Source organism: Xenorhabdus ehlersii (assembly GCF_003610465.1).
GTDB lineage: Bacteria > Pseudomonadota > Gammaproteobacteria > Enterobacterales > Enterobacteriaceae > Xenorhabdus > Xenorhabdus ehlersii.
Window position 1 is genome coordinate 12,422 of sequence record NZ_RAQI01000001.1, and the last position, 20,474, is coordinate 32,895.

At 44.5% G+C, this 20,474-nt stretch carries 17 protein-coding genes; 7 read left to right on the plus strand and 10 right to left on the minus strand.

The annotated features are described in order from the left end of the window. Window positions 1-2 precede the first annotated feature (2 nt). Window positions 3-737, minus strand: a complete 735-nt coding sequence (locus BDE27_RS00065; protein WP_099130878.1) for a succinate dehydrogenase/fumarate reductase iron-sulfur subunit — start codon at window positions 735-737, stop codon at window positions 3-5. Next, window positions 730-2,526 carry a fumarate reductase (quinol) flavoprotein subunit gene (frdA, locus tag BDE27_RS00070; protein WP_099130877.1) on the minus strand — a complete coding sequence of 599 codons (1,797 nt, stop codon included), beginning with the start codon at window positions 2,524-2,526 and terminating at the stop codon, window positions 730-732. The genes BDE27_RS00065 and frdA overlap by 8 nt, the downstream gene beginning before the upstream one ends. Window positions 2,527-3,122: 596 nt before the next feature. Here frdA and epmA point away from each other — a divergent pair. Then, window positions 3,123-4,100: an elongation factor P--(R)-beta-lysine ligase gene (epmA, locus tag BDE27_RS00075; RefSeq protein ID WP_099130876.1), complete on the plus strand. Its 978-nt coding sequence runs from the start codon at window positions 3,123-3,125 to the stop codon at window positions 4,098-4,100. A gap of 88 nt (window positions 4,101-4,188) precedes the next feature. Here epmA and glpQ read toward each other — a convergent pair whose 3' ends face one another. After that, a complete protein-coding gene (gene glpQ / locus BDE27_RS00080; RefSeq protein ID WP_099130875.1) occupies window positions 4,189-5,265 on the minus strand; it encodes a glycerophosphodiester phosphodiesterase in 1,077 nt (358 codons plus the stop codon). A gap of 478 nt (window positions 5,266-5,743) precedes the next feature. Then, window positions 5,744-7,096 (minus strand): glycerol-3-phosphate transporter, encoded by a 1,353-nt coding sequence (gene glpT, locus BDE27_RS00085; RefSeq protein WP_099130874.1) that lies wholly within the window; start codon window positions 7,094-7,096, stop codon window positions 5,744-5,746. Between the two features lie 978 nt (window positions 7,097-8,074). On the opposite strand from glpT, the gene BDE27_RS00090 reads away from it, so the two are divergent. Continuing rightward, on the plus strand, window positions 8,075-9,694 hold the full coding sequence (locus BDE27_RS00090; RefSeq protein WP_244208643.1) for a thioester reductase domain-containing protein: 1,620 nt from the start codon (window positions 8,075-8,077) through the stop codon (window positions 9,692-9,694). Beyond that, on the plus strand, window positions 9,682-9,864 hold the full coding sequence (locus BDE27_RS00095) for an MbtH family NRPS accessory protein (RefSeq protein ID WP_099130873.1): 183 nt from the start codon (window positions 9,682-9,684) through the stop codon (window positions 9,862-9,864). The genes BDE27_RS00090 and BDE27_RS00095 overlap by 13 nt, the downstream gene beginning before the upstream one ends. A 176-nt stretch (window positions 9,865-10,040) precedes the next feature. Here the strand turns inward: BDE27_RS00095 and BDE27_RS00100 are convergent, their stop codons facing one another. Next, window positions 10,041-11,141: a glycerol dehydrogenase gene (locus tag BDE27_RS00100; RefSeq protein ID WP_099130872.1), complete on the minus strand. Its 1,101-nt coding sequence runs from the start codon at window positions 11,139-11,141 to the stop codon at window positions 10,041-10,043. 198 nt (window positions 11,142-11,339) lie between these two features. Then, window positions 11,340-12,008, minus strand: a complete 669-nt coding sequence (locus tag BDE27_RS00105; protein WP_099130871.1) for a 7-cyano-7-deazaguanine/7-aminomethyl-7-deazaguanine transporter — start codon at window positions 12,006-12,008, stop codon at window positions 11,340-11,342. A 168-nt stretch (window positions 12,009-12,176) separates the two neighbouring features. Here BDE27_RS00105 and tusA point away from each other — a divergent pair, with 168 nt between their 5' ends. Next, entirely contained in the window at window positions 12,177-12,431 is a 255-nt protein-coding gene (gene tusA, locus BDE27_RS00110) for a sulfurtransferase TusA (RefSeq protein WP_099130870.1), read from the plus strand. Window positions 12,432-12,640: 209 nt separating this feature from the next. On the opposite strand, the gene BDE27_RS00115 is transcribed toward tusA, so the two are convergent. The 4 genes from BDE27_RS00115 to rsmD form a co-directional block, all read right to left on the minus strand. Further along, window positions 12,641-15,004, minus strand: a complete 2,364-nt coding sequence (locus BDE27_RS00115; RefSeq protein ID WP_099130869.1) for a zinc/cadmium/mercury/lead-transporting ATPase — start codon at window positions 15,002-15,004, stop codon at window positions 12,641-12,643. Between the two features lie 189 nt (window positions 15,005-15,193). Beyond that, entirely contained in the window at window positions 15,194-15,820 is a 627-nt protein-coding gene (locus BDE27_RS00120; RefSeq protein WP_099130868.1) for a lysoplasmalogenase, read from the minus strand. 213 nt (window positions 15,821-16,033) lie between these two features. After that, window positions 16,034-16,315, minus strand: coding sequence for a DUF1145 family protein (locus BDE27_RS00125; RefSeq protein ID WP_099130867.1), 282 nt, complete (start codon window positions 16,313-16,315; stop codon window positions 16,034-16,036). 41 nt (window positions 16,316-16,356) lie between these two features. Next, the gene (gene rsmD, locus BDE27_RS00130) at window positions 16,357-16,935 is read right to left on the minus strand and encodes a 16S rRNA (guanine(966)-N(2))-methyltransferase (protein ID WP_099130866.1); all 579 of its coding nucleotides are present in this window, start codon (window positions 16,933-16,935) and stop codon (window positions 16,357-16,359) included. A gap of 227 nt (window positions 16,936-17,162) precedes the next feature. Here rsmD and ftsY point away from each other — a divergent pair, with 227 nt between their 5' ends. The 3 genes from ftsY to ftsX are packed head-to-tail and all read left to right on the plus strand — an operon-like array spanning window position 17,163 to window position 20,346. Then, window positions 17,163-18,707 (plus strand): signal recognition particle-docking protein FtsY, encoded by a 1,545-nt coding sequence (gene ftsY / locus BDE27_RS00135; RefSeq protein WP_099130865.1) that lies wholly within the window; start codon window positions 17,163-17,165, stop codon window positions 18,705-18,707. A 6-nt stretch (window positions 18,708-18,713) separates the two neighbouring features. Beyond that, on the plus strand, window positions 18,714-19,379 hold the full coding sequence (ftsE, locus tag BDE27_RS00140) for a cell division ATP-binding protein FtsE (protein WP_074024812.1): 666 nt from the start codon (window positions 18,714-18,716) through the stop codon (window positions 19,377-19,379). Continuing rightward, the gene (ftsX, locus tag BDE27_RS00145) at window positions 19,372-20,346 is read left to right on the plus strand and encodes a permease-like cell division protein FtsX (RefSeq protein WP_099130864.1); all 975 of its coding nucleotides are present in this window, start codon (window positions 19,372-19,374) and stop codon (window positions 20,344-20,346) included. The genes ftsE and ftsX overlap by 8 nt, the downstream gene beginning before the upstream one ends. Window positions 20,347-20,474 lie beyond the last annotated feature (128 nt).

The window sequence follows — 20,474 nt, forward strand, 5'->3', positions numbered from 1 at the left end:
CCTTATTGTGGTTTCAGCATGGAGATAAGGAAATCTTTGGCGCTTTCTGCCTTGCTCTGTTGAATCGCACCGGCAGGATCAACATGTTTCGGGCACACTTCAGAGCAGTAACCGACAAAAGTACAAGACCAGACACCATTATCGCTGTTGATTTGCGGCATGCGTTCTTTCTTGCCGTGGTCGCGGCTATCAAGGTTATAGCGATGTGCCAGTGTGACCGCGGCAGGTCCAATGAATTCAGGATTTAAGCCAAATTGGGGACAGGCGGCGTAGCACAGGCCACAATTGATACAACCGGAAAACTGATGGTATTTCGCCATTTGGGCAGGGGTCTGCACATTCGGGCCATCGGCGGGTTTACGATCATTGCCAATGATATAAGGCTTGATAGCTTCCAGGCTCTCAATAAAGTGAGTCATATCCACAACCAAATCCCGCTCAATAGGGAAATTGCCTAGCGCTTCGACTTTCATTCCTTGAGCATAATCGCGCAGGAACGTTTTACAGGCCAGTTTTGGTACACGGTTTACCATCATGCCGCAGGAACCACAGATTGCCATACGGCAGGACCAGCGGTAGGAGAGGTCCGGCGCCAGATTGTCCTTGATGTAACCCAATGCATCCAGCAGTGAAGTTTGTTCATCGTAAGGCACTTCATAAGTGACGAAATGGGGGGTACTGTCACTTTCCGGGTTATAGCGCATGACTTCCATTTTCAGATTGTTCATCTCAGCCATTCGCTTGCTCCTTCTGTTTTTTCTCTTGTGCAGCCGCTTCGCCCCCATAGACGCGTTTCGCTGGTTGAGATTTGGTGATCTTCACATCACTGTATTCCAGACATGGGGCACCTTCTGGGTTATAGAACGCCAGTGTATGTTTCAGGAAGTTCTCATCATCACGTTCGGTACAGCCTTCATCAAGGCGTTGGTGGGCGCCGCGGGACTCTTTACGATTCATGGCAGAATGCGCCATACATTCAGCGACGTCCAAACCAAATCCTAATTCAATGGCGTAGAGCAGATCGGTATTGAATACATTGGAACGGTCGCTAATTTCGATATGTTTGAAACGTTCTTTCAGTTCGGCAATTTTATCGATAGTTTTCTGCATTAGCTCTGGTGTACGATAAATTCCGCAGCCTTCTTCCATTGAAGTTCCCAGTTCATCGCGGATTTTCGCCCAGTTTTCGCCGCCTTTCTGATTCAGCAACTTATTGAGTTTATCTTCAACATCACGAGATTGAGCATCCAATACGCTATTATTGGCGGGTTTCACTTCCTGGATATGTTTGACTGCTTCTTCACCGGCCAGGCGGCCAAAGACAACTAATTCAGCCAGCGAGTTAGAACCAAGGCGGTTTGCACCATGCAAGCCAATAGAAGAGCATTCACCGACAGCGAACAATCCTTTGATGCGAGTTTCACCCTGTTGATTCGTTTCGATTCCGCCCATAGTGTAATGTGCAGTTGGACGAACAGGGATTGGTTCTTTGACCGGATCAACGCCGACGTAGGCTTTTGCCAGCTCACAGATAAATGGCAGACGTTCGAGCAGCTTTTTCTCACCTAAATGACGCAAATCCAGATGTACTACATCGCCACGCGGCGTTGCGATGGTGCGGCCTGCCCGCCATTCATGCCAGAACGCTTGAGACACTTTGTCACGCGGGCCTAATTCCATATATTTGTTTTCAGGATGTCCAAGTGGCGTTTCTGGCCCCAAGCCATAATCCTGTAGATAACGATAGCCATCTTTGTTCACCAGAATCCCGCCTTCACCACGACAGCCTTCGGTCATCAAAATACCGGAACCCGGCAGGCCGGTTGGGTGATATTGCACAAATTCCATATCGCGTAATGGTATGCCGTGACGGAACGCAATTCCCATGCCATCACCCGTGACAATGCCACCATTAGTGTTATAACGGTATACACGTCCGGCACCGCCAGTCGCCATAATGACCGCATTAGCGCGGATCTGAACTTTCGTCCCTTCCATCATATTTAGCGCAACTAACCCGCGTGCTTGTCCTTCATCCACTAAAATATCGAGGACAAAATGCTCATCAAAGCGCTGGATTTGTGGATAATTGAGTGAAGTCTGGAACAGTGTATGGAGCATATGGAAACCGGTCTTATCTGCGGCAAACCATGTGCGTTCAATTTTCATGCCCCCGAAACGACGTACGTTCACAGAACCGTCATCCTTGCGGCTCCACGGGCAGCCCCATTGCTCCAGTTGGATCATTTCTGTTGGGCAATGCTTGACGAAATATTCAACCACATCTTGCTCACACAGCCAGTCACCACCGGATACAGTGTCATTGAAATGAAAATCATAGGAATCGTGCGATTGAGTGACTGCGGCAGATCCGCCTTCTGCGGCCACCGTATGGCTACGCATAGGATAAACTTTTGAGAGCAAGGCGATTTTGAGTTGAGGATTAGCTTCAGCCGCCGCGATGGCGGCTCGTAGCCCTGCACCACCGGCTCCGATAATCGCAAGGTCAACATTGAAGGTTTGCACTGCTCTTCTCCATTGTTCAAGTGGGAGTCAATCTACTATTTTTTATACGGTTTAATTATAGCGAAGAGTGCAGGAGGTAAATTTGATATGGATGCGGGTTTTGCGGGTTTTTACCTGTAAAACGTGATCTAACGCATGTTTTTACTTATTTTAATGTTGCATGTTAATATAGGTTATAACTTCATTAATATGGCTTATATAAAAGTAAATGATGAAATTAATTAGTTTGGATAACAATATGGTTTTTATTATAAATTTATATAATTAACCCTTTTTTATTGATATGAAACATTAGAGTGCAGATTTATCAGATAATAGGCTAAAAATAATGTTAATTAATTTTTTGTATTTATGTGATTGACAAATAATAGTATTTTTTACTTTGTAAAAACATTTTATTTAACCACGATTGACTATAGATGAACACTATATTCTAAATATAAATAAATGGATAACGAATATAGTTAACAAGGCCACAAATTAAAAAATTAAGTGTATAAAGAATAAGTGTATAAAGAAATTGAGGGTAATGAATTGTCTGGTACGCTTGATGAAGGTAAACTGCGCGTTTTGTTTTATTTTGGAGTCATAGAAATATGAACGAAAACGCGAATTGGCAGCCAAGTGCCCCTATCGCCAATTTATTGAAAAGGGCAGAGATTTTAGCAGAAATACGGCGCTTCTTCGCAGATCGTGGGGTGTTGGAAGTTGAAACGCCTGTCATGAGTCAGGCGACTGTCACCGACGTTCATTTGGTACCTTTCCAGACACAGTTCGTTGGGCCGGGAGCGGCAGATGGCTTGACTCTGTACCTGATGACTAGCCCTGAATACCACATGAAACGTCTGCTGGCAGCCGGCAGCGGTTCTATTTATCAGATGGGGAAAAGTTTCCGCAATGAGGAAGCAGGTCGTCATCATAATCCAGAGTTCACCATGCTGGAATGGTATCGTCCCCACTACGACATGTATCGCCTGATGAATGAAGTAGATGATCTGTTGCAACAGATCCTGGATTGTGAAAGCGCTGAGTCGCTTTCTTACCAACAGGCTTTCATGCGATATCTGGATATTGATCCCCTTACCGCAAGCAAAGAAAAATTGCGTGAAGTGGCGGCGAAACTCGATCTCAGCAATATTGCTGATCAGGAAGAAGATCGGGATACCTTATTGCAACTACTTTTTGTCATGGGCGTAGAAACTCAGATTGGTATTGAAAAACCAACGTTTATCTATCATTTCCCAGCCTCTCAAGCGGCATTGGCGGAAATCAGCAAGGAAGATCACCGTGTTGCGGAGCGTTTTGAAGTCTATTTTAAAGGCATGGAGTTGGCGAATGGCTTTCGTGAACTGACCGACAGCAATGAACAACGTCTTCGTTTCGAACAGGATAACCGTAAGCGTGAAGAGATGGGCTTGCCGGTGCAGCCGGTTGATGAATACCTGATTGCTGCTCTTGCCCACGGAATGCCTGAATGTGCAGGTGTAGCATTAGGGGTGGATCGTTTGATTATGCTGGCATTGGGTGCTGAGCGGATTAGTGAGGTTATCGCTTTTCCTGTGGGGATCTCGTAACAAAATCATTTACGTCATCTATCTGATGCAATTTAGTCATGGGGCAGTCCGGAACTGCCCCTTTGTTTTTCTACGTTATTTGCGCTGATTATTTATGTTCGTGATGTTTTCTCAGGAATTTCACTGCCAAATCAGGGAAATCTGTGAATGCCCCATCGACATTGGCCTTGTCGAAAACGATATCAAACAATTGGTTGCCGCTGGTGGCATATTTTGGTAATTGATCGATACGGATGGTATACGGGTGTACCGCCAGATGGCTAGCGTGAGCCTCTTTTACCATGCCAGTTAATTTAATGTGGTTTGGCGTAGAGTCACTGGCGATAAGCATATGGTAATCAGGGCCGATTCCATCAGCATATTTTGCTACTTCTTTCATCGCACCAGGTTTAAACATCCAGTCATAGCTATAATTCTGCCATGTACCATCTGATTTTTGTTCGTACGTTTCCTTCCAATCGGTGTAAGCAATAAGCTGAATCAGTTTCAGATCCATTCCCAGTTTCGGTTCTAGTTCATTTTTGATGCGTTTGAGTTCATTGGCATCAAAACATTGCAGATAAACTTTATCGCTCTTTTTGGTGTAGCCATATTGTTTCAGAACCTCCAGCACTTTGCTGGTGATATCTTTGCCTTCCTGGCGATGGAACCACGGTGCTTTGATTTCAGGGTAAATGCCAATGTCTTTGCCTGTGGATTTATTCAGACCTTGAATAAACTCAAGCTCTTCCTGAAAAGTATGGATGCGGAAATCTGATTTACCCATTGGAAAACGTCCAGGATAGCTTTGGACTTTTTTGCCATCCTTGATATCAAAACCTTCGGTAAATTTCAGTGACTTAATTTCTGGCAGGGTAAAGTCGATGGCATAATAGCGGCCGTCAGCGCGGGCGCGGTCTGGAAAACGTTCTGCGACATCCGTTATGCGATCAAGATAGTGATCGTGCAGTACAATAAGCTGGTCATCTTTGGTCATGACCAGATCTTGCTCCAGATAATCCGCACCTTGTGCATAAGCCATTGCTTTGGCGGGTAGTGTGTGTTCAGGCAAATAACCACTAGCGCCACGATGAGCGATAACGATCTTATCTGCTGCATGTGCAATGCCTGACATGGATGATGCTAACAGAATACCGGCCATAATTGCCTTAATAGGGGTCTGCATTGGGGTTCTCCATTTTTATAGAAAATAATGACATAACACAATCCTAAACATTAACTATTATTAATAGTATGTCACAGTTTTATGACATAAAAAATTTTCTCTAAGTTATTTTTATATCCCGTCTTATTTTAGCTGTTATTAAATGAACAATATTCTAATATAGAATAGGTTTTTTATTACTAATTAATGGGTCATTGGAAAAGCATTAGTTTATATAATATGAGAATAGAGCGTGTAAAATATGGATTACATAATAATCTTAATATACCAGTCATTCTTGTGATTAAGATTGAACATCTTGAAAGTATTAAATCAAAAGATTGTTAATACAGTATAGATATGAAGAAGATATTCATAAGTAAAAGTAAGCAACGTATTTAAGATGCATATACTTGATTGTCCTATAACCTATGGAATCGCAGTACAATAAAATTGTACTGCGATTGATAGGGTTATTAATCAGCGTCTTTCCGTTATATCACTGGCCTTGACGAGCAATTTCCTGCTTATGTTTGCTTTCGCTTAACATAACAAACAACAGCAGAATAACAGAGAGGATGCTACCGCCGATCATAACCATAAAGCCGCCGTCCCAACCGAAATAGTCAACGGTATAGCCGACGATGATACTGGCCGCAACTGAACCCCCCAGATAGCCAAACAGACCGGTAAAGCCGGCGGCTGTTCCTGCCGCTTTTTTCGGCGCTAATTCCAGGGCATGGAGGCCGATTAGCATCACCGGACCGTAAATCAGGAAGCCGATAACCAGCATACAGAGCATATCAATATCAGGGTTACCTTCCGGGTTCAGCCAGAATACGATAGTGGCGATGGTGACAAGGGTCATGAAGAATACGCCAGTGGCACCACGGTTGCCTTTAAATACTTTGTCAGACATCCAACCACATAGCAGCGTACCTGGAATACCTGCGTATTCATACAGGAAGTAAGCCCAGGAAGACTTATCCATGGTAAAGTCTTTCACTTCCTTCAAATAAGTGGGTGACCAGTCAAGAATACCGTAGCGCAGTAAATAGACGAATACGTTGGCAATGGCGATCATCCACAACAATTTATTCGGCAAAACGTACTGCATGAAAATTTCTTTTGCGGTCAGCTCTTTTTCGTTTTTTTCCGTATAATCGGGTGGATAGTCGTTTTTATACTCTTCGATGGCTGGTAAGCCACAGGATTGTGGTGTATCGCGCATTAAAGCGAAAACGATGACTGCCACGATGATAGCCGCAAAGGCTGGCATGTAAAACGCAGCTTTCCAGTCATTGAACCAAGCCATCCCCAACATGAACAGTAATGGTGGCACGCCTCCGCCAACGTTATGCGCACAGTTCCAGACAGAAACAATTCCGCCCCGCTCTTTCTGTGACCACCAGTGAACCATGGTACGTCCGCAAGGAGGCCAACCCATACCCTGGAACCAGCCGCAGAAGAACAGCAGGGTAAACATGATAGCAATGCTGGAAGTCGCCCATGGCACAAAGCCCATAATCAACATCACTACTGCCGCCAGTATCAAACCTGCGGGCAGGAAAACACGTGGATTCGAGCGGTCGGAAATGGAACCCATGATGAATTTTGAGAAGCCGTATGCAATTGATATGCCTGACAAGGCAAAGCCAAGATCTCCCTTAGAAAAGCCTTGTTCGATCAAGGCAGGTATGGCGAGAGCAAAGTTTTTTCTTACCAGGTAGTAAGCTGCATATCCGAAGAAGATCCCTATAAAAATTTGCCAGCGCAAGCGACGATAGAGTGGATCTATTTCCTGCGCAGGCAACCGAGCCTTATGAGGCGCCGGCTTGAAAATACTTAACATATTTTTGTCTCCACGTGACTTTTGTATGAGCGAATCACCACCATCAAACAGTGATGGCGTTAAACGAAAAATTTTAGCTATTTATTTTCTATATCGAAGCTAATATTAGCTGAAAACAACCTTGTATGACTGTGAGGTGTCGCTAACATATAGATATAATTTCGCAAAGTCGATAATTTTGAGTGATTTAGCACTTTTTTTGAATACAATTTATTTATGTTAGTGTGATGAGTGTCACAATAAACGGCCTTTTTGGTTATTTTTTATTTTTGCACGTTTAAAGTTCGTATATATTCTCGACCAAATAAACGCTCATTATTATTAGGGGAATATGTCTGATGTAGTAACCATGAAAAAGTCAGATAAATATAACCCACACAAATGTTCCTATTATAAAAATTATTTAATAAATAACTGTTGGTGTTTTTCTGTTTTTTGCTTTTAACAAGTTGTACTATTTGCCTGGTAGTGTTTTAAATAACGTTCTCACTTATTCATGTGATTTATTTTTATTTACATGCTTTGCGTTTTTTATAACACGGTTATAAATAAAGTGTTTGAAATTAAAATTCAAAATGATGGATATTACTACAAATAGTTATTCATGCTCATGATGGTAGTTTTTATGTAGGGTTGGATGACTATTTTATGAGGTAAAATATAATAATATCAGTATGTTAATTAAAATTGGCTACAGATTGTATAGGCGTAATACACTCTGTCTTCCAAATAATGATTGGCTTTATTTAAGTTGATTGTTTAATTAATAAAAGATTACAAATTAATACTAATTAATATATTTATTAAATTTGCAATAAATTTTTGTAATTTATTTTTCTGATCCAGTTAGCGTCAACATAAGGTATTTGAAAATACTGAATGCAGACAAAAATTGGAAGATAACGACTACCAGCATTGATGCCTCTATTCATCATGAAAAGTGATGAAATCAATGGGGCTTAGAATGAGAGTATCATTATGAATACTTACACACACAAGGCAATATTACACACAGCATTTACTACTGGGCAAAAAAATTCTCCTGTTGTTGAACCTGAATTTAATCGTAATATCAGTCATATGACAGCAGAGCTAGAACCGTGGTTTAAGAACGTTCCTTCTCAGTTAGCTGAGTTGGCAAAAAGTATACAAAATGAGATAGCTGTTTCTGATCCCCATGAAACGCTGACATTTGGTGAATTGGATCAACGCATTGAGAATGCGGCACATGTTTTGCCTCATTTCGGTGCCAAAATGGGTAGCATAGCCGCTATCCTGGATGAAATGATCGCTGAACGTCAGGCAAACCCTGCTCAGTTTGTAGGAACATACCATAGTGCAGCGTTAATTCGTCAGCATGTGGAGACGCTCAGGAATGATGTTTACCTAAAAGAAGAGGTTTGTCCCGATGGGTTGGCTCATGCCAATTGGTATCAGCCAGATAAAGTATTACTGACAGGCGCGACCGGATATCTTGGGCTGCACTTGCTGGAACAGTTGCTGAAACAGACCTCGGCCAGAATTATTTGCTTGTGCCGTGCATCTGATGCAGAACATGCCCGTGAAAGAATCAAGTCTGGATTCAAAAATTACCATATTGATGTAGGTCACGGGCTTGAGCGTGTAGATTTTATTATCGGTGATTTGAGGCTGCCGCGTTTTGGTTTGTTACCGGAGTCATGGATGCAACTGGCAGAAGAGGTTGATGTTATTTACCACAACGGAGCATTGGTTAATTTTATCTATCCTTATAGTGCTCTGAAAAATATCAACGTTGACAGTACCCGAACAGCGTTAGAGTTGGCCTGTACTGCGCGCTTGAAACATTTTCATTATGTCTCTTCTGTAAACGCACTGTATGCCACGCAGTCGCCTCGCCCCTATATGGAAGATGATCGTGCCATGAGTGAGTCGGTTTGTGATCCTTCCGGTTATTCAGGAAGTAAGTGGGTATCAGAAGGGATCATTAATATTGCCCGTCAAAGGGGCGTTCCCGTTAGCATTTATCGGCCAGGGTTGATCCTCGGACATACCTTTACAGGAGCGGTACAAGTTAATGATTATCTGATTGCCTCCTTGAAAGGTTATTTGGCGATGGGTTTTTATCCCGACCATGCCCTATTGCTGGATATCGTTCCAGTTGATTATGTGGCGGCTTCGCTGGTGCATATCTCCAAACAGCCGGCGTCTAATGGGAAATTCTTTAATCTGTTCAACCCAGAGCAGGTTTCTATCCAGCAATTTTTCGGTTGGGTGCAAGATTTTGGTTATGTCCTCAATCCTGTTCCATTTAATGAGGGTAAAGATAAGATCCTGGCGCTAGATGATACTCATCCATTATATCCCTTGATCCCACTGATCAGAGATATGACGGAAAGACCTTATCGTGCACTCGATCCGGCTTATGTTGATGAACTCTTCCCTGAATTGGAACTGAAAAATACGCTGGCGGGGTTAGCGGGAAGTCATATCCGTTGCCCCACAATTACGGCTGGATACGTCCATCAAGTATTACGTTATCTGATCGGTATTGGATTCTTACCGGCTGCCCTTCCTTTCAGAAGTTTCAAAAGGGAGGTTGTGTCATGGAACGGTTAATCAGCAACGAAGCCATGAATTGGATGGTCGTTACCAATGGTCAACAGCATTATTCGTTCTGGCCTGTTGAGTATGAAATCCCGATGGGATGGATGGTAATCGGCAAAACAGGAACGAAAGAAGAATGCTTGAACTATATTGCTAAAATTTGGCAGGAGCCAACAAGATAGACATTGTTGGTTGACATCGTTAACTAAATTATGGGCATGTTCCTGCGGGTTCATGCCCGTTTTATTTCTGTTTCTCAATGAGTTCCCAAGGAATTGGGGTAAATTTATTCCGCCAGTAAGTTTCAGTTGATGAGTCAATTAAGTATGCTATTCGCCTCATTCCATTTCGCAATCACTTAATATAACCAATCTTTGCCCACTTGGTCTGCGGCCAAAATTGCGGCGTAAACTTGTTCTGGTGTCACAACAAATGGCATATTGTGAATGGTTTCACCCTCGGCACAACTTGCAATAGCGACTTGCATGATTTTTTGATGCAGTTTCTCATTATCACGTAAGCCCAATTGCTCCAGTGTGACTGGTAGCCCGACCTGTACACAGAAATCGAGCACAGTTTCCAACTCTTCACTTGGGCTATTTTCTAAGATCAATTGTGTCAGAGTACCAAACGCAACTTTTTCGCCGTGATACAGATGGTGACACTCTTCCAGCACGGTAAAACCATTGTGGATAGCGTGAGCCGCTGCCAATCCTGCACTTTCAAAACCAATGCCACTGAGGTAGGTATTGGCTTCGACAATATTTTCAACGGCTGGTGTACTGACACCTGCTTCTACCGCCAGTTTTGCTTTGTAACCTTCCGCCAGCAAAGTTTCATAACACAGTTTTGCCAATGCCAAACCTGTGGTGGATGTCGCACCGCCAGCCATGGTTGGTTTATGGGCTGTACTGTTGGCTCGTGCCTCAAAATAGGTGGCGAGTGCATCTCCCATACCTGCGACAAGCAGGCGAACCGGTGCTTTAGCAATGATATTGGTATCCATTAGCACGATATTTGGATTTTGTGGATAGAACAGGTAGCTGTCGAATTCACCGAGTTCAGTATAAAGAACAGAAAGGGCACTGGTCGGTGCATCTGTCGAAGCAAGGGTAGGAGAAATAATGACGGGTATTTGGGATTTGTATGCAACAGCCTTGGCAGTATCAATCGTCTTTCCTCCCCCGATCCCGATGACAGCCTGACATTGCTGTTCCAACAAAATGGCAGACAAGCGATGGATTTCACTACGGCTGCACTCACCATTGAAAAGTTCGAAATGGCTAGTCACTTCGTGTTCTTCTAGACTTTTGCTGACGGTATCCCCAATAAGGTTCATCACGAAATTATCGGCAATCACGAAGACGTGGTCAGCAAGCATTTTGGTGTATCGACCAATGTGAGATAACGCACCTGGCCCTTGGATATATTTGGATGGAGACTGGATCACTTTCAGCATAAGAAATATTCCTTCTTTACTGGAAACTAGGCATAGAGTGTCACAATACAGGTATAGGGCAAGTTACGAATTGCCCATCCACACTATACGGCAAAATATACAGAGAAGTTATGAGTAAAAGCAGGAAATGGGTGATTTGAGAGGAAATACTGGCGAAACGATTGACACCCTGATTAATTCAGTCAGGGTGCCATTTTTTTAGTTGGCTTTGACCAGAGTTTTAACTGCTGTTTGAGCGAAAAAGTATTTCAGGATCAAATTCAACATAACGCCGTAAGCGGGCAGGAAGAACAGCATGCAGATAAACAGCTTGAAAGCATAATCCACTAACGCAATTTCTACCCAATGTGTTGCCATAAATGCATCCGTACTGCGGTAAAACGCGATAAAGAAAAAGGCCAGTGTATCTAACATATTACCGAAAAACATGGCAGCAGCCGGCGCTATCCACCAGCGGCGTTTCTGGCGAAGACGATTGAAGACACCAACATCCAATATCTGACCGAGCACATAGGCCATAAAGCTAGCTGCGGCAATGCGGGCGACAAACACATTAAAGGTTCCCAATGTCCCGAATCCCTGCCAGGTTCCCTGGAAAAACAGAGCTGAAATCAGATAAGAGATCAGCAACGCTGGCAGCATAACGGAAATAATGATCCGGCGAGCTAATGGCGCACCATAAATACGTACGGTTAGGTCAGTCGCCAAAAAGATAAAGGGAAATGTAAATGCTCCCCAAGTGGTATGAAAACCAAAAATGGAGATGGGTAATTGCACCAGATAGTTACTGGAAGTAATGATCAAAATGTGAAAAAGCGACAGCCAGATCAATGCCGTGGCTCGCTGTTGCGCAGTCAATTGGAACATATTGTACCTTTTTGGTGGATGGGGTGAGGGAACCCAAAAAATCAATCTACCTGAAGATCAGGCAGTGGGATCATACGTGTGTTGCGCAATAAAAGTAAAGTACGGCAGTTGGCGATATTTTGTAATATAATCCATTGCCATAGATTGTTTGAACCTACAGAGATTGTTATGTCCGAAGTTTTTGCCAACCCCGACAAGACACTTGATACGTTGGGATTACGTTGTCCGGAGCCAGTAATGATGGTGCGCAAGGCAGTCCGCCATATGGCTGCGGGTCAGACGTTGTTGATCATTGCTGATGATCCGGCAACAACCCGCGATATTCCGGGGTTCTGTCGTTTTATGGATCATGCGCTGATCGCCCAAGAGACAGAGCAAACTCCGTATCGATACCTGCTCAGGAAAAGCGAAAACTCTGTTTAATTTAGAAAAGCCTATATAATTAACTGGCGAAAAAAAGGAGCCGTGCTAGGCTTTAAATATGGTATTTGGTTATTTATCACCTCGCTGGATGCCATATTTTCTTTTTCCTTAATAGCAACCTTTTGTAATTCATTATGATTTTGAAAAGGTGCAGAGTATTAACATGCACCTTTTCGGTTTGTTATTTTCTTTTTAGGTTAATGTTCCATTTATTGCTGCTGTGATTTGCTCCTAAGCAGCCGAACTGCATTTGCTGTTACCAAAGCTGTAGCTCCCGAATCGGCCAGGACTGCCATCCATAGCCCAGTCATACCCAATAGGCTCGTGATAAGAAATATCGCCTTCAGTCCTAATGCAATAGTGATATTTTGACGGATGTTATAATGGGTTGTTCGGGACAAGGCAATAATTTCAGGTAAACCAGTCAGTCGGTTATGCGTCAGGGCGGCATCGGCTGTTTCCAATGCAACATCAGTGCCGCTGCCCATAGCAACACCGATAGTGGCGGCTTTCATGGCTGGGGCATCGTTGATACCATCACCGACCATCATAGTGCAGTGTTTTTGGCTCAATTCAATGACCGCTTGCACTTTATCTTCAGGCAACAACCCTGCGCGATAATCAATGCCCAGCCGATTCGCAATGGCTGCTGCGGCACGGGGATTATCTCCTGTCAGCATTATTGCTTCGATACCTTGTTTTTTCAGGATACGGATAGCGTCTATGGCATCCTGACGTAAGGTGTCTTGCATTGCTATCAGCCCCATAAATTTCCCATTCCGAGTGACAGCAACCGTTGTTTTTCCATTGTCTTCCAGCTCAAAAACTCTCTGTTTCCATTGCTCGGACAAGGTATTTTCCGGCAATCTTCCGGGGGCTGCAACGAGAATTTTTTGCCCCGATAATTGTCCTTCGACTCCTATCCCGGCCAGGGCTTTGCGCTGTTCAGCCTCAACAATTGTCACACCTTTGTTTTCTGCGGCATTCAGGATAGCTTTTGCCAGTGGGTGATGGGAACCACTTTCTACGGCACCAGCCAGTGCTAGCAAGGTTTCTGCACTGATGTTTTCCGCCGGTTCAATGTCAGTAACCTGGGGTTTTCCTTCGGTCAAGGTTCCGGTTTTATCCAGTGCAATGGTGCTCACTGAACCAAGTTGTTCCAAGGCTGCCCCACCTTTGATTAGAGAGCCGCGACCGGTTGCTGCGGCCAGTGCGGAAGTAATTGCGGCAGGCGTCGAGATGACCAAGGCACAAGGACAACCAATTAACAGCAGAGTCAGACCACGATAGATCCAAGTTTCCCATGAGCCGGCAAAAAACAGTGGCGGGACCAATACCACCAGTGCTGAGAACAAGATAATCAGCGGAGTGTAGACACGACTGAATCGGTCGATAAAGCGCTCAATCGGCGCACGACGCTCTTCTGCTTCTTCAATTAGTTGCAGGATGCGGTCAATAGCGTTGTGACCAGGTTCAGAGATCACCTTCATCTGCACGGCACTATCAACAGAAAGGCAACCAGCGGCGACTTTTTCCCCTTGTTGTCGTTCAACCGGAACTGATTCACCGGTCAGGGCACTTTCATCGAAACTGGCAAATGGGTTGAGCAGTTCGGCATCGGTAGGTAAGCGCGCCCCTGGGGCGATTTCGATGATATCCCCCGGACGCAGATCTGCTGCCGGCACGGTTTCCTTTTTTCCATCCTTAATTAGTAGGGCTTGTTCAGGAACTAATGCCATCAAGGCACTGACGCCACGACGTGCGCGTCCGGCGGCATAGGATTCCAGTATTTCCCCTAACTTGAACAGGAGAATAACCATTGCCGCTTCTGCGGTAGCATCAATAAACAAGGCACCAATGGCAGCAACACTCATCAACGTTTCAATGGCGAAAGGTGTGCCAGAACGGATCAGCTTGATGGCTTTGGTTGCTACCGGATATAACCCAATTAGTGTAGTGATGATGAAAGCGATCTGCCCTGTGGGAGCATTGACTTTTGATATTCCCCAACTGACGAACATCAAGGCGGCCAGAATCAAGATTGGGGAAAAAGTCTTCCAGTGATTGACTGTCGGAGGCAATTTAGATGCCGAACTTGCCTCCTTGATTTCAAAGCCAGCCTGTTTTACTGCTTGTTCAACGGCAGCACGAATATCAATATCAGCATCGACCACCAGTTTCTCTGTTGTAAACAGAACCTTGACCTGCTTGGCTTCTGGCAGTTTTTTGACAGCATTTTCGATCTTTCCTGCACAGCTTGGGCAATCCATGCCTTGGATAGTCCAATTAAAACGCTGTCTCGCTATTAATTCGGTGAGGGCGTTGTCCTGTATGGCATGTGCATGATCGTGTGAACAGTGTGCGCTGCTATTTTTATGGGAATGCGCTGTGTTAGTAGAGCAGCAAGAATGGCTATGATTTGGCGTAGGGGAGTTATGCGAATGTTCGTGGCTGTGATCGTGATGTTGATGTGAATGCTCACTTACATTATTGGCGATATTCTGATGATCATCTTTTTGGAAAGATAGAGAATTGTGCTGTGATTGCTTATGTTTTTTGGTAGTGGATAACATAGGCGACCTCTTATAGAGTTAATCTTAATCATTAGTATTAACTCTACACGTTGGAGTGAACTCCAGAGTCAAATCCAATAAGAGGAATTCTTTTGATGATTTGTGCTATTTAAAATAGGTTCTCATTATCAATGTCCTTCCTCTTAATGTTATTTTCTCTTCAAGCCCTTGGTTAGTAAGGGTAAGCTATCATAGGAATAGTGAACGAATAATCAAAAAGTGTCCGATAAAACCACAGGTAGCAACAATCGCTTTTGATAGTTTAAAAGGGAAGCGATATTGAGCAATGATATTGATACTGTGTGCAAGGAGTAGCAGGATCGTGCCAGCGATGACAGAGAATCGGCTGTCGTTGCTGAGGGAAAAATATTGTTCTCCGGCAACCCAAACCATCAGTAGTGCCATCACGAAACCATCTATTACCCGCCAACGCATATTATCCAGACGAGTCCAGACTGTCAGTATGACCACAATGCCAATGACCAGCAGGATAAAAGGCAGCGGAAAGAAGAAACTGAAACCCATATGTAAGGCAAAACTAATGGTGTATAACAGGTAACTCAGGAATAACGCGATGAATGAGAAGAGTAAATACTTACCAGGGAGCATGTGGAGCGCATCAGAGAGCAGGGCAGTAAGAAGGCCCGCAATGATAAGGTAACCTGAAACCTCAAGATTGGGCGCCTGGCAGGCCCATAATAATAGAAGCAACATAGTGACGGGGCGGAAAACCCATTGCTGCCAGTTGGTGCCACGATAGGCAGCATCAATATATAACCACCCAGAGAAAAACACAGCGAGAAATGGCCAACTCATATTTTTCCTTTCCTTAAAGTTCAACACCTGTTTTGTCAGGCAATTTTATTTATGATGGGGTTGGTACGGAGAATATCTTGATTTATCGATATTGGTTCGTTATTAACGAACGAATAACGTTTTATTATCAAAAACAAAGAACGTCAATGAGTAATTACGCGAATTACTCATTGACGAAAGAAGAAAATAAGATGAGTCACTGGATATGGGAAGTTATTTTTTCTCCTGTTGTTTCTCTTTTAGTTGTTTTTTCTGCCAAGCCAATAATTCAAAGACGCCGAAAAAGAAGATTTTGGTCTGGAGAAAACCAGACAGCTTTTGATCTTTAGGCTGGGAGTTTTTCAGCAGCAGTAACTGAAAAGAATGCATGATTGCCGTAAATACCATTGCAATATCCATGAAATATCTCAATGGTTTAGGGAATGGGTGAAACAAATTGAAGATCATGATACCCCAAACTAAGATCATGATCCCTCTTCCTAATTGAATAAACATCATCGACTCCAAAATCGTGTTTAAGCCGTTCAGACACCCGATTACGGGTGGCGAATATATAATCGATAAGCAACTTGCCCGGCGGTTTTTTGCCGATGCAGTTGCCAGTTTGAGGGAACTTCTGTTGCCGCAGATTCTGCTTCTGCCTCAACATAAATCCAGCTTTCTTCTGCTAGCCAGCTATTGGTTTCCAATAAATTGATTGTTTCAGCCAACATTCCCTTACGGAATGGCGGATCGAGGAAAACCACATCAAACGGCGTTCCGGTGTTGTTAAGGTGTTGTAGTGTATTACCTTGTACCACATCGGCATTTTCAGCTTTCAGTAAGGCTAAATTAGCCAATAGTTGTTTCGCCACATTGCGATCGTATTCAATTAAGGTCGTGTGGCTTGCATAACGAGACAAAGCTTCAAATCCAAGCGCTCCGCTGCCTGAGAAACAATCCAGGCAACGAGCACCCTGAATCACTGGCATAAGCCAGTTAAAAAGTGTCTCGCGGACGCGATCTGTTGTTGGACGCAGGCCGTCACTATCAGGAACCGGCAATTTTCTTCCGCGCCATTTTCCGCCAATAATGCGGATTTGTCCCAAAGACGCGCGTAGTGGTTTTTTAGTCATAATTTACATAACTTAAATATTTGTCATCCGACGCTGCTAAATAATATCTGGCGGAGACAAAGAGTGAGTGAAAACGAAGATATCCATTGATTAATTTACCACGAAATCCTCTATAGACATGTGTTGTGGTGTGATGAAAATGTTAGACTGGATTCATTACTGTTAGAACCTATCTCAGTGGATATAACAGCACATATTTAACTTAACCGCGAGGAGTGTAGTGGCCGATGGCAAAAGAGAAAAAAAGAGGTTTCTTCTCTTGGTTTGGACTTGGTCGTCAAGATAAGAAACAGCAAGAGGAACAGGCTGAACAAGAAAGAGTCGCTGCGGAAGAAGCCGACCGTCGCGCAGCAGAAGAAGCGGAGCAACAGCGTTTAGCGGAAGAAGTCACTCGTCGCGCAGCAGAAGAGGCGGAGCAGCAACGTTTAGCGGAAGAAGCCGACCGTCGTGCAGCAGAAGAAGCGGAGCAACAGCGTTTTGCGGAAGAAGCCGCCCGCCGTGCAGCAGCAGAAGCAGAGCAGCAACGTTTAGCGGAAGCCGCCGCCCATCGTGCAGCAGAAGAGGCGGAGCAGCAGCGTTTAGCGGAAGAAGCCGCTCGTCGTGCAGCAGCAGAAGCAGAGCAGCAACGTTTAGCGGAAGCCGCCGCCCATCGTGCAGCAGAAGAGGCGGAGCAGCAGCGTTTAGCGGAAGAAGCCGCCCGTCGTGCAGCAGAAGAAGCAGAGCAGCAGCGTTTAGTGGAGGAAGCCGCCCGTCGTGCAGCAGAAGAAGCGGAGCAGCAACGTTTAGCGGAAGAATTAGCTCGTCAGGCAGAAGAACAGGCAGCCTTACCTAAGGAACAAGAACGGCCATCCAAAGAAGGATTCTTTGCTCGTCTGAAACGTAGCTTAGTTAAGACCCGTCAAAATCTTGGCTCCGGTTTCTTGGGACTATTCCGTGGCAAAAAAATTGATGATGATCTGTTTGAAGAGTTGGAAGAACAGTTATTGATTGCAGATGTGGGCGTTGAAACTACCCGTAAGATCATTACTAACCTGACAGACCACGCCAGCCGTAAAGAGTTGAAAGATGCGGAAGCGCTTTATTCTAAACTGAAAGAAGAGATGTCAGCCATTCTGGCGAAAGTTGATAAGCCGCTGGAGATAGAAGGCAAATCACCTTATGTCATTCTGATGGTGGGGGTGAATGGTGTTGGTAAAACGACCACGATTGGAAAGTTGGCGCGTCAATATCACTCTCAAGGTAAATCCGTCATGCTGGCGGCTGGAGATACCTTCCGCGCGGCCGCAGTAGAGCAGTTACAGGTTTGGGGAGAACGCAACAAAATCCCAGTGATTTCCCAACATACGGGGGCAGATTCAGCGTCAGTGATTTTTGACGCCATCCAGTCAGCCAAGGCTAAAGGTATTGATGTCCTGATTGCAGATACCGCTGGGCGCTTGCAGAACAAATCCCATTTGATGGAAGAGTTGAAAAAAATCGTTCGAGTGATGAAAAAACTGGACGAAGATGCACCTCATGAAATTATGCTGACTCTGGATGCCAGCACAGGTCAAAATGCAGTAAGTCAGGCTAAACTATTTCATGAAGCTGTGGGATTGACGGGTATTTCACTGACCAAACTGGATGGTACTGCGAAAGGGGGAGTTATCTTCGCGATTGCCGACCAATTTGAGATCCCAATCCGCTACATTGGTGTGGGTGAAGGCATTGAAGATCTCCGTCCATTTAAGGCAGACGATTTTATTGAGGCTCTTTTTGCCCGAGAGGATTAACTATCAATGATTCGCTTTGAACAGGTCAGTAAAGCCTATCTGGGAGGGCGGCAGGCGCTGCAAGGGGTGGATTTTCATCTACTTCCAGGAGAAATGGCATTTTTAACCGGTCACTCAGGGGCCGGTAAAAGTACACTTTTGAAACTTATCTGTGGTATTGAACGCCCTAGCGCAGGCCATATTTGGTTTTCTGGCCATGACATTAGCCGACTAAAATCCCGTGAGATCCCTTTTCTACGCCGTCAGATCGGCATGATTTTTCAGGATCATCACCTACTTTTGGATCGCACCGTATACGAGAATGTCGCGATGCCGTTGATCATCTCAGGGGCAAGTGCTGAAGACATTCGTCGACGGGTATCTGCGGCGTTGGATAAGGTCGGCTTACTGGACAAAGCGAAAAACTTCCCCATTCAGCTTTCCGGTGGAGAACAACAGCGTGTTGGTATCGCCCGCGCGGTGGTGAATAAGCCAACAGTATTGCTGGCAGATGAACCGACGGGAAATTTGGATGGGGCATTATCAGAGGGGATCATGCGTCTGTTTGAAGAATTTAACCGAGTTGGCGTGACGGTTCTGATGGCTACCCATGATACAGCCCTCATTGAACGAAGAAAATATCGTATCTTGACCCTGAATCAGGGACGTATGCAAGGAGGACATCATGGCTAAGCATGTCCGTCATTCAGCGAAAAAAACACCGTCCGCAAAATCCAAATCATTAAAAGGGGGATGGCGTGTACAGTGGCGTTATGCGTGGAAAAGTACTTTGTCCGATATGTTCCGCCAACCGCTGGCAACGTTGCTGACTGTTATGGTGATAGCTATTTCCCTGACCTTGCCAAGTGTGTTCTATATTGTTTGGAAAAACGTCAATCAAGCAGTGATGCAGTGGTATCCCATCCCACAACTCACGGTCTATTTGGATAAGTCACTGAATGACAATAGCGTCAAACAGGTAATTGATCAGTTGAAAAATCTGGATGGCGTGAAATCGGTAAATTACCTTTCCCGTGACGAAGCTGTAAACGAATTTCGTGCATGGTCAGGTTTTGCCAGCGCACTAGATTTGCTGGAAGAAAACCCTCTGCCAGCAGTTGCTATAATCTCTCCTAAACTGAATTTCCAGGACTCTCAGGCGCTAACAACATTGCGCGATCAAGTTGCGCAGATTAAAGGCATTGAAGAAGTCAGAATGGATGATAGCTGGTTTGCCCGCTTGACCGCGTTGGCTGACCTTATTGGCAGAATTGCTGCCGTGATAGGTATCTTGATGGTGGTTGCGCTGCTCTTGGTCATTGGTAATAGTGTCCGGTTGAGCATCTTTAGCCGTCGTGAAACGATTAACGTTATGAAACTGATTGGGGCAACGGATGGTTTTATTTTGCGTCCTTTCCTCAATGGTGGAGCCTTATTGGGGATTTTGGGAGCAATATTCTCTTTGATCCTCTCCTCCCTGCTGGTGTGGAAACTGTCTAACGTGGTTACGGAAGTGGCAAGTGTTTTTGGTACAAGCTTTATACTGCATGGTTTGGAGTGGGATGAATCACTCTTATTAGTGCTTATTTCGGGTATGATTGGTTGGATAGCTGCATGGTTTGCGACAATTCAGCATTTACGTCGTTTTATGCCAGAATAAAGGTGTTGCAGGGCTTGCTAGTGAACTGTTGGGGGTGAATTGTTGTCAAAGTCACAGTTATGGTTTTGTATTGATGTTCACACAACTGAGACGATTTGAATATGATCTCTACGGTGGTAAAATAGACG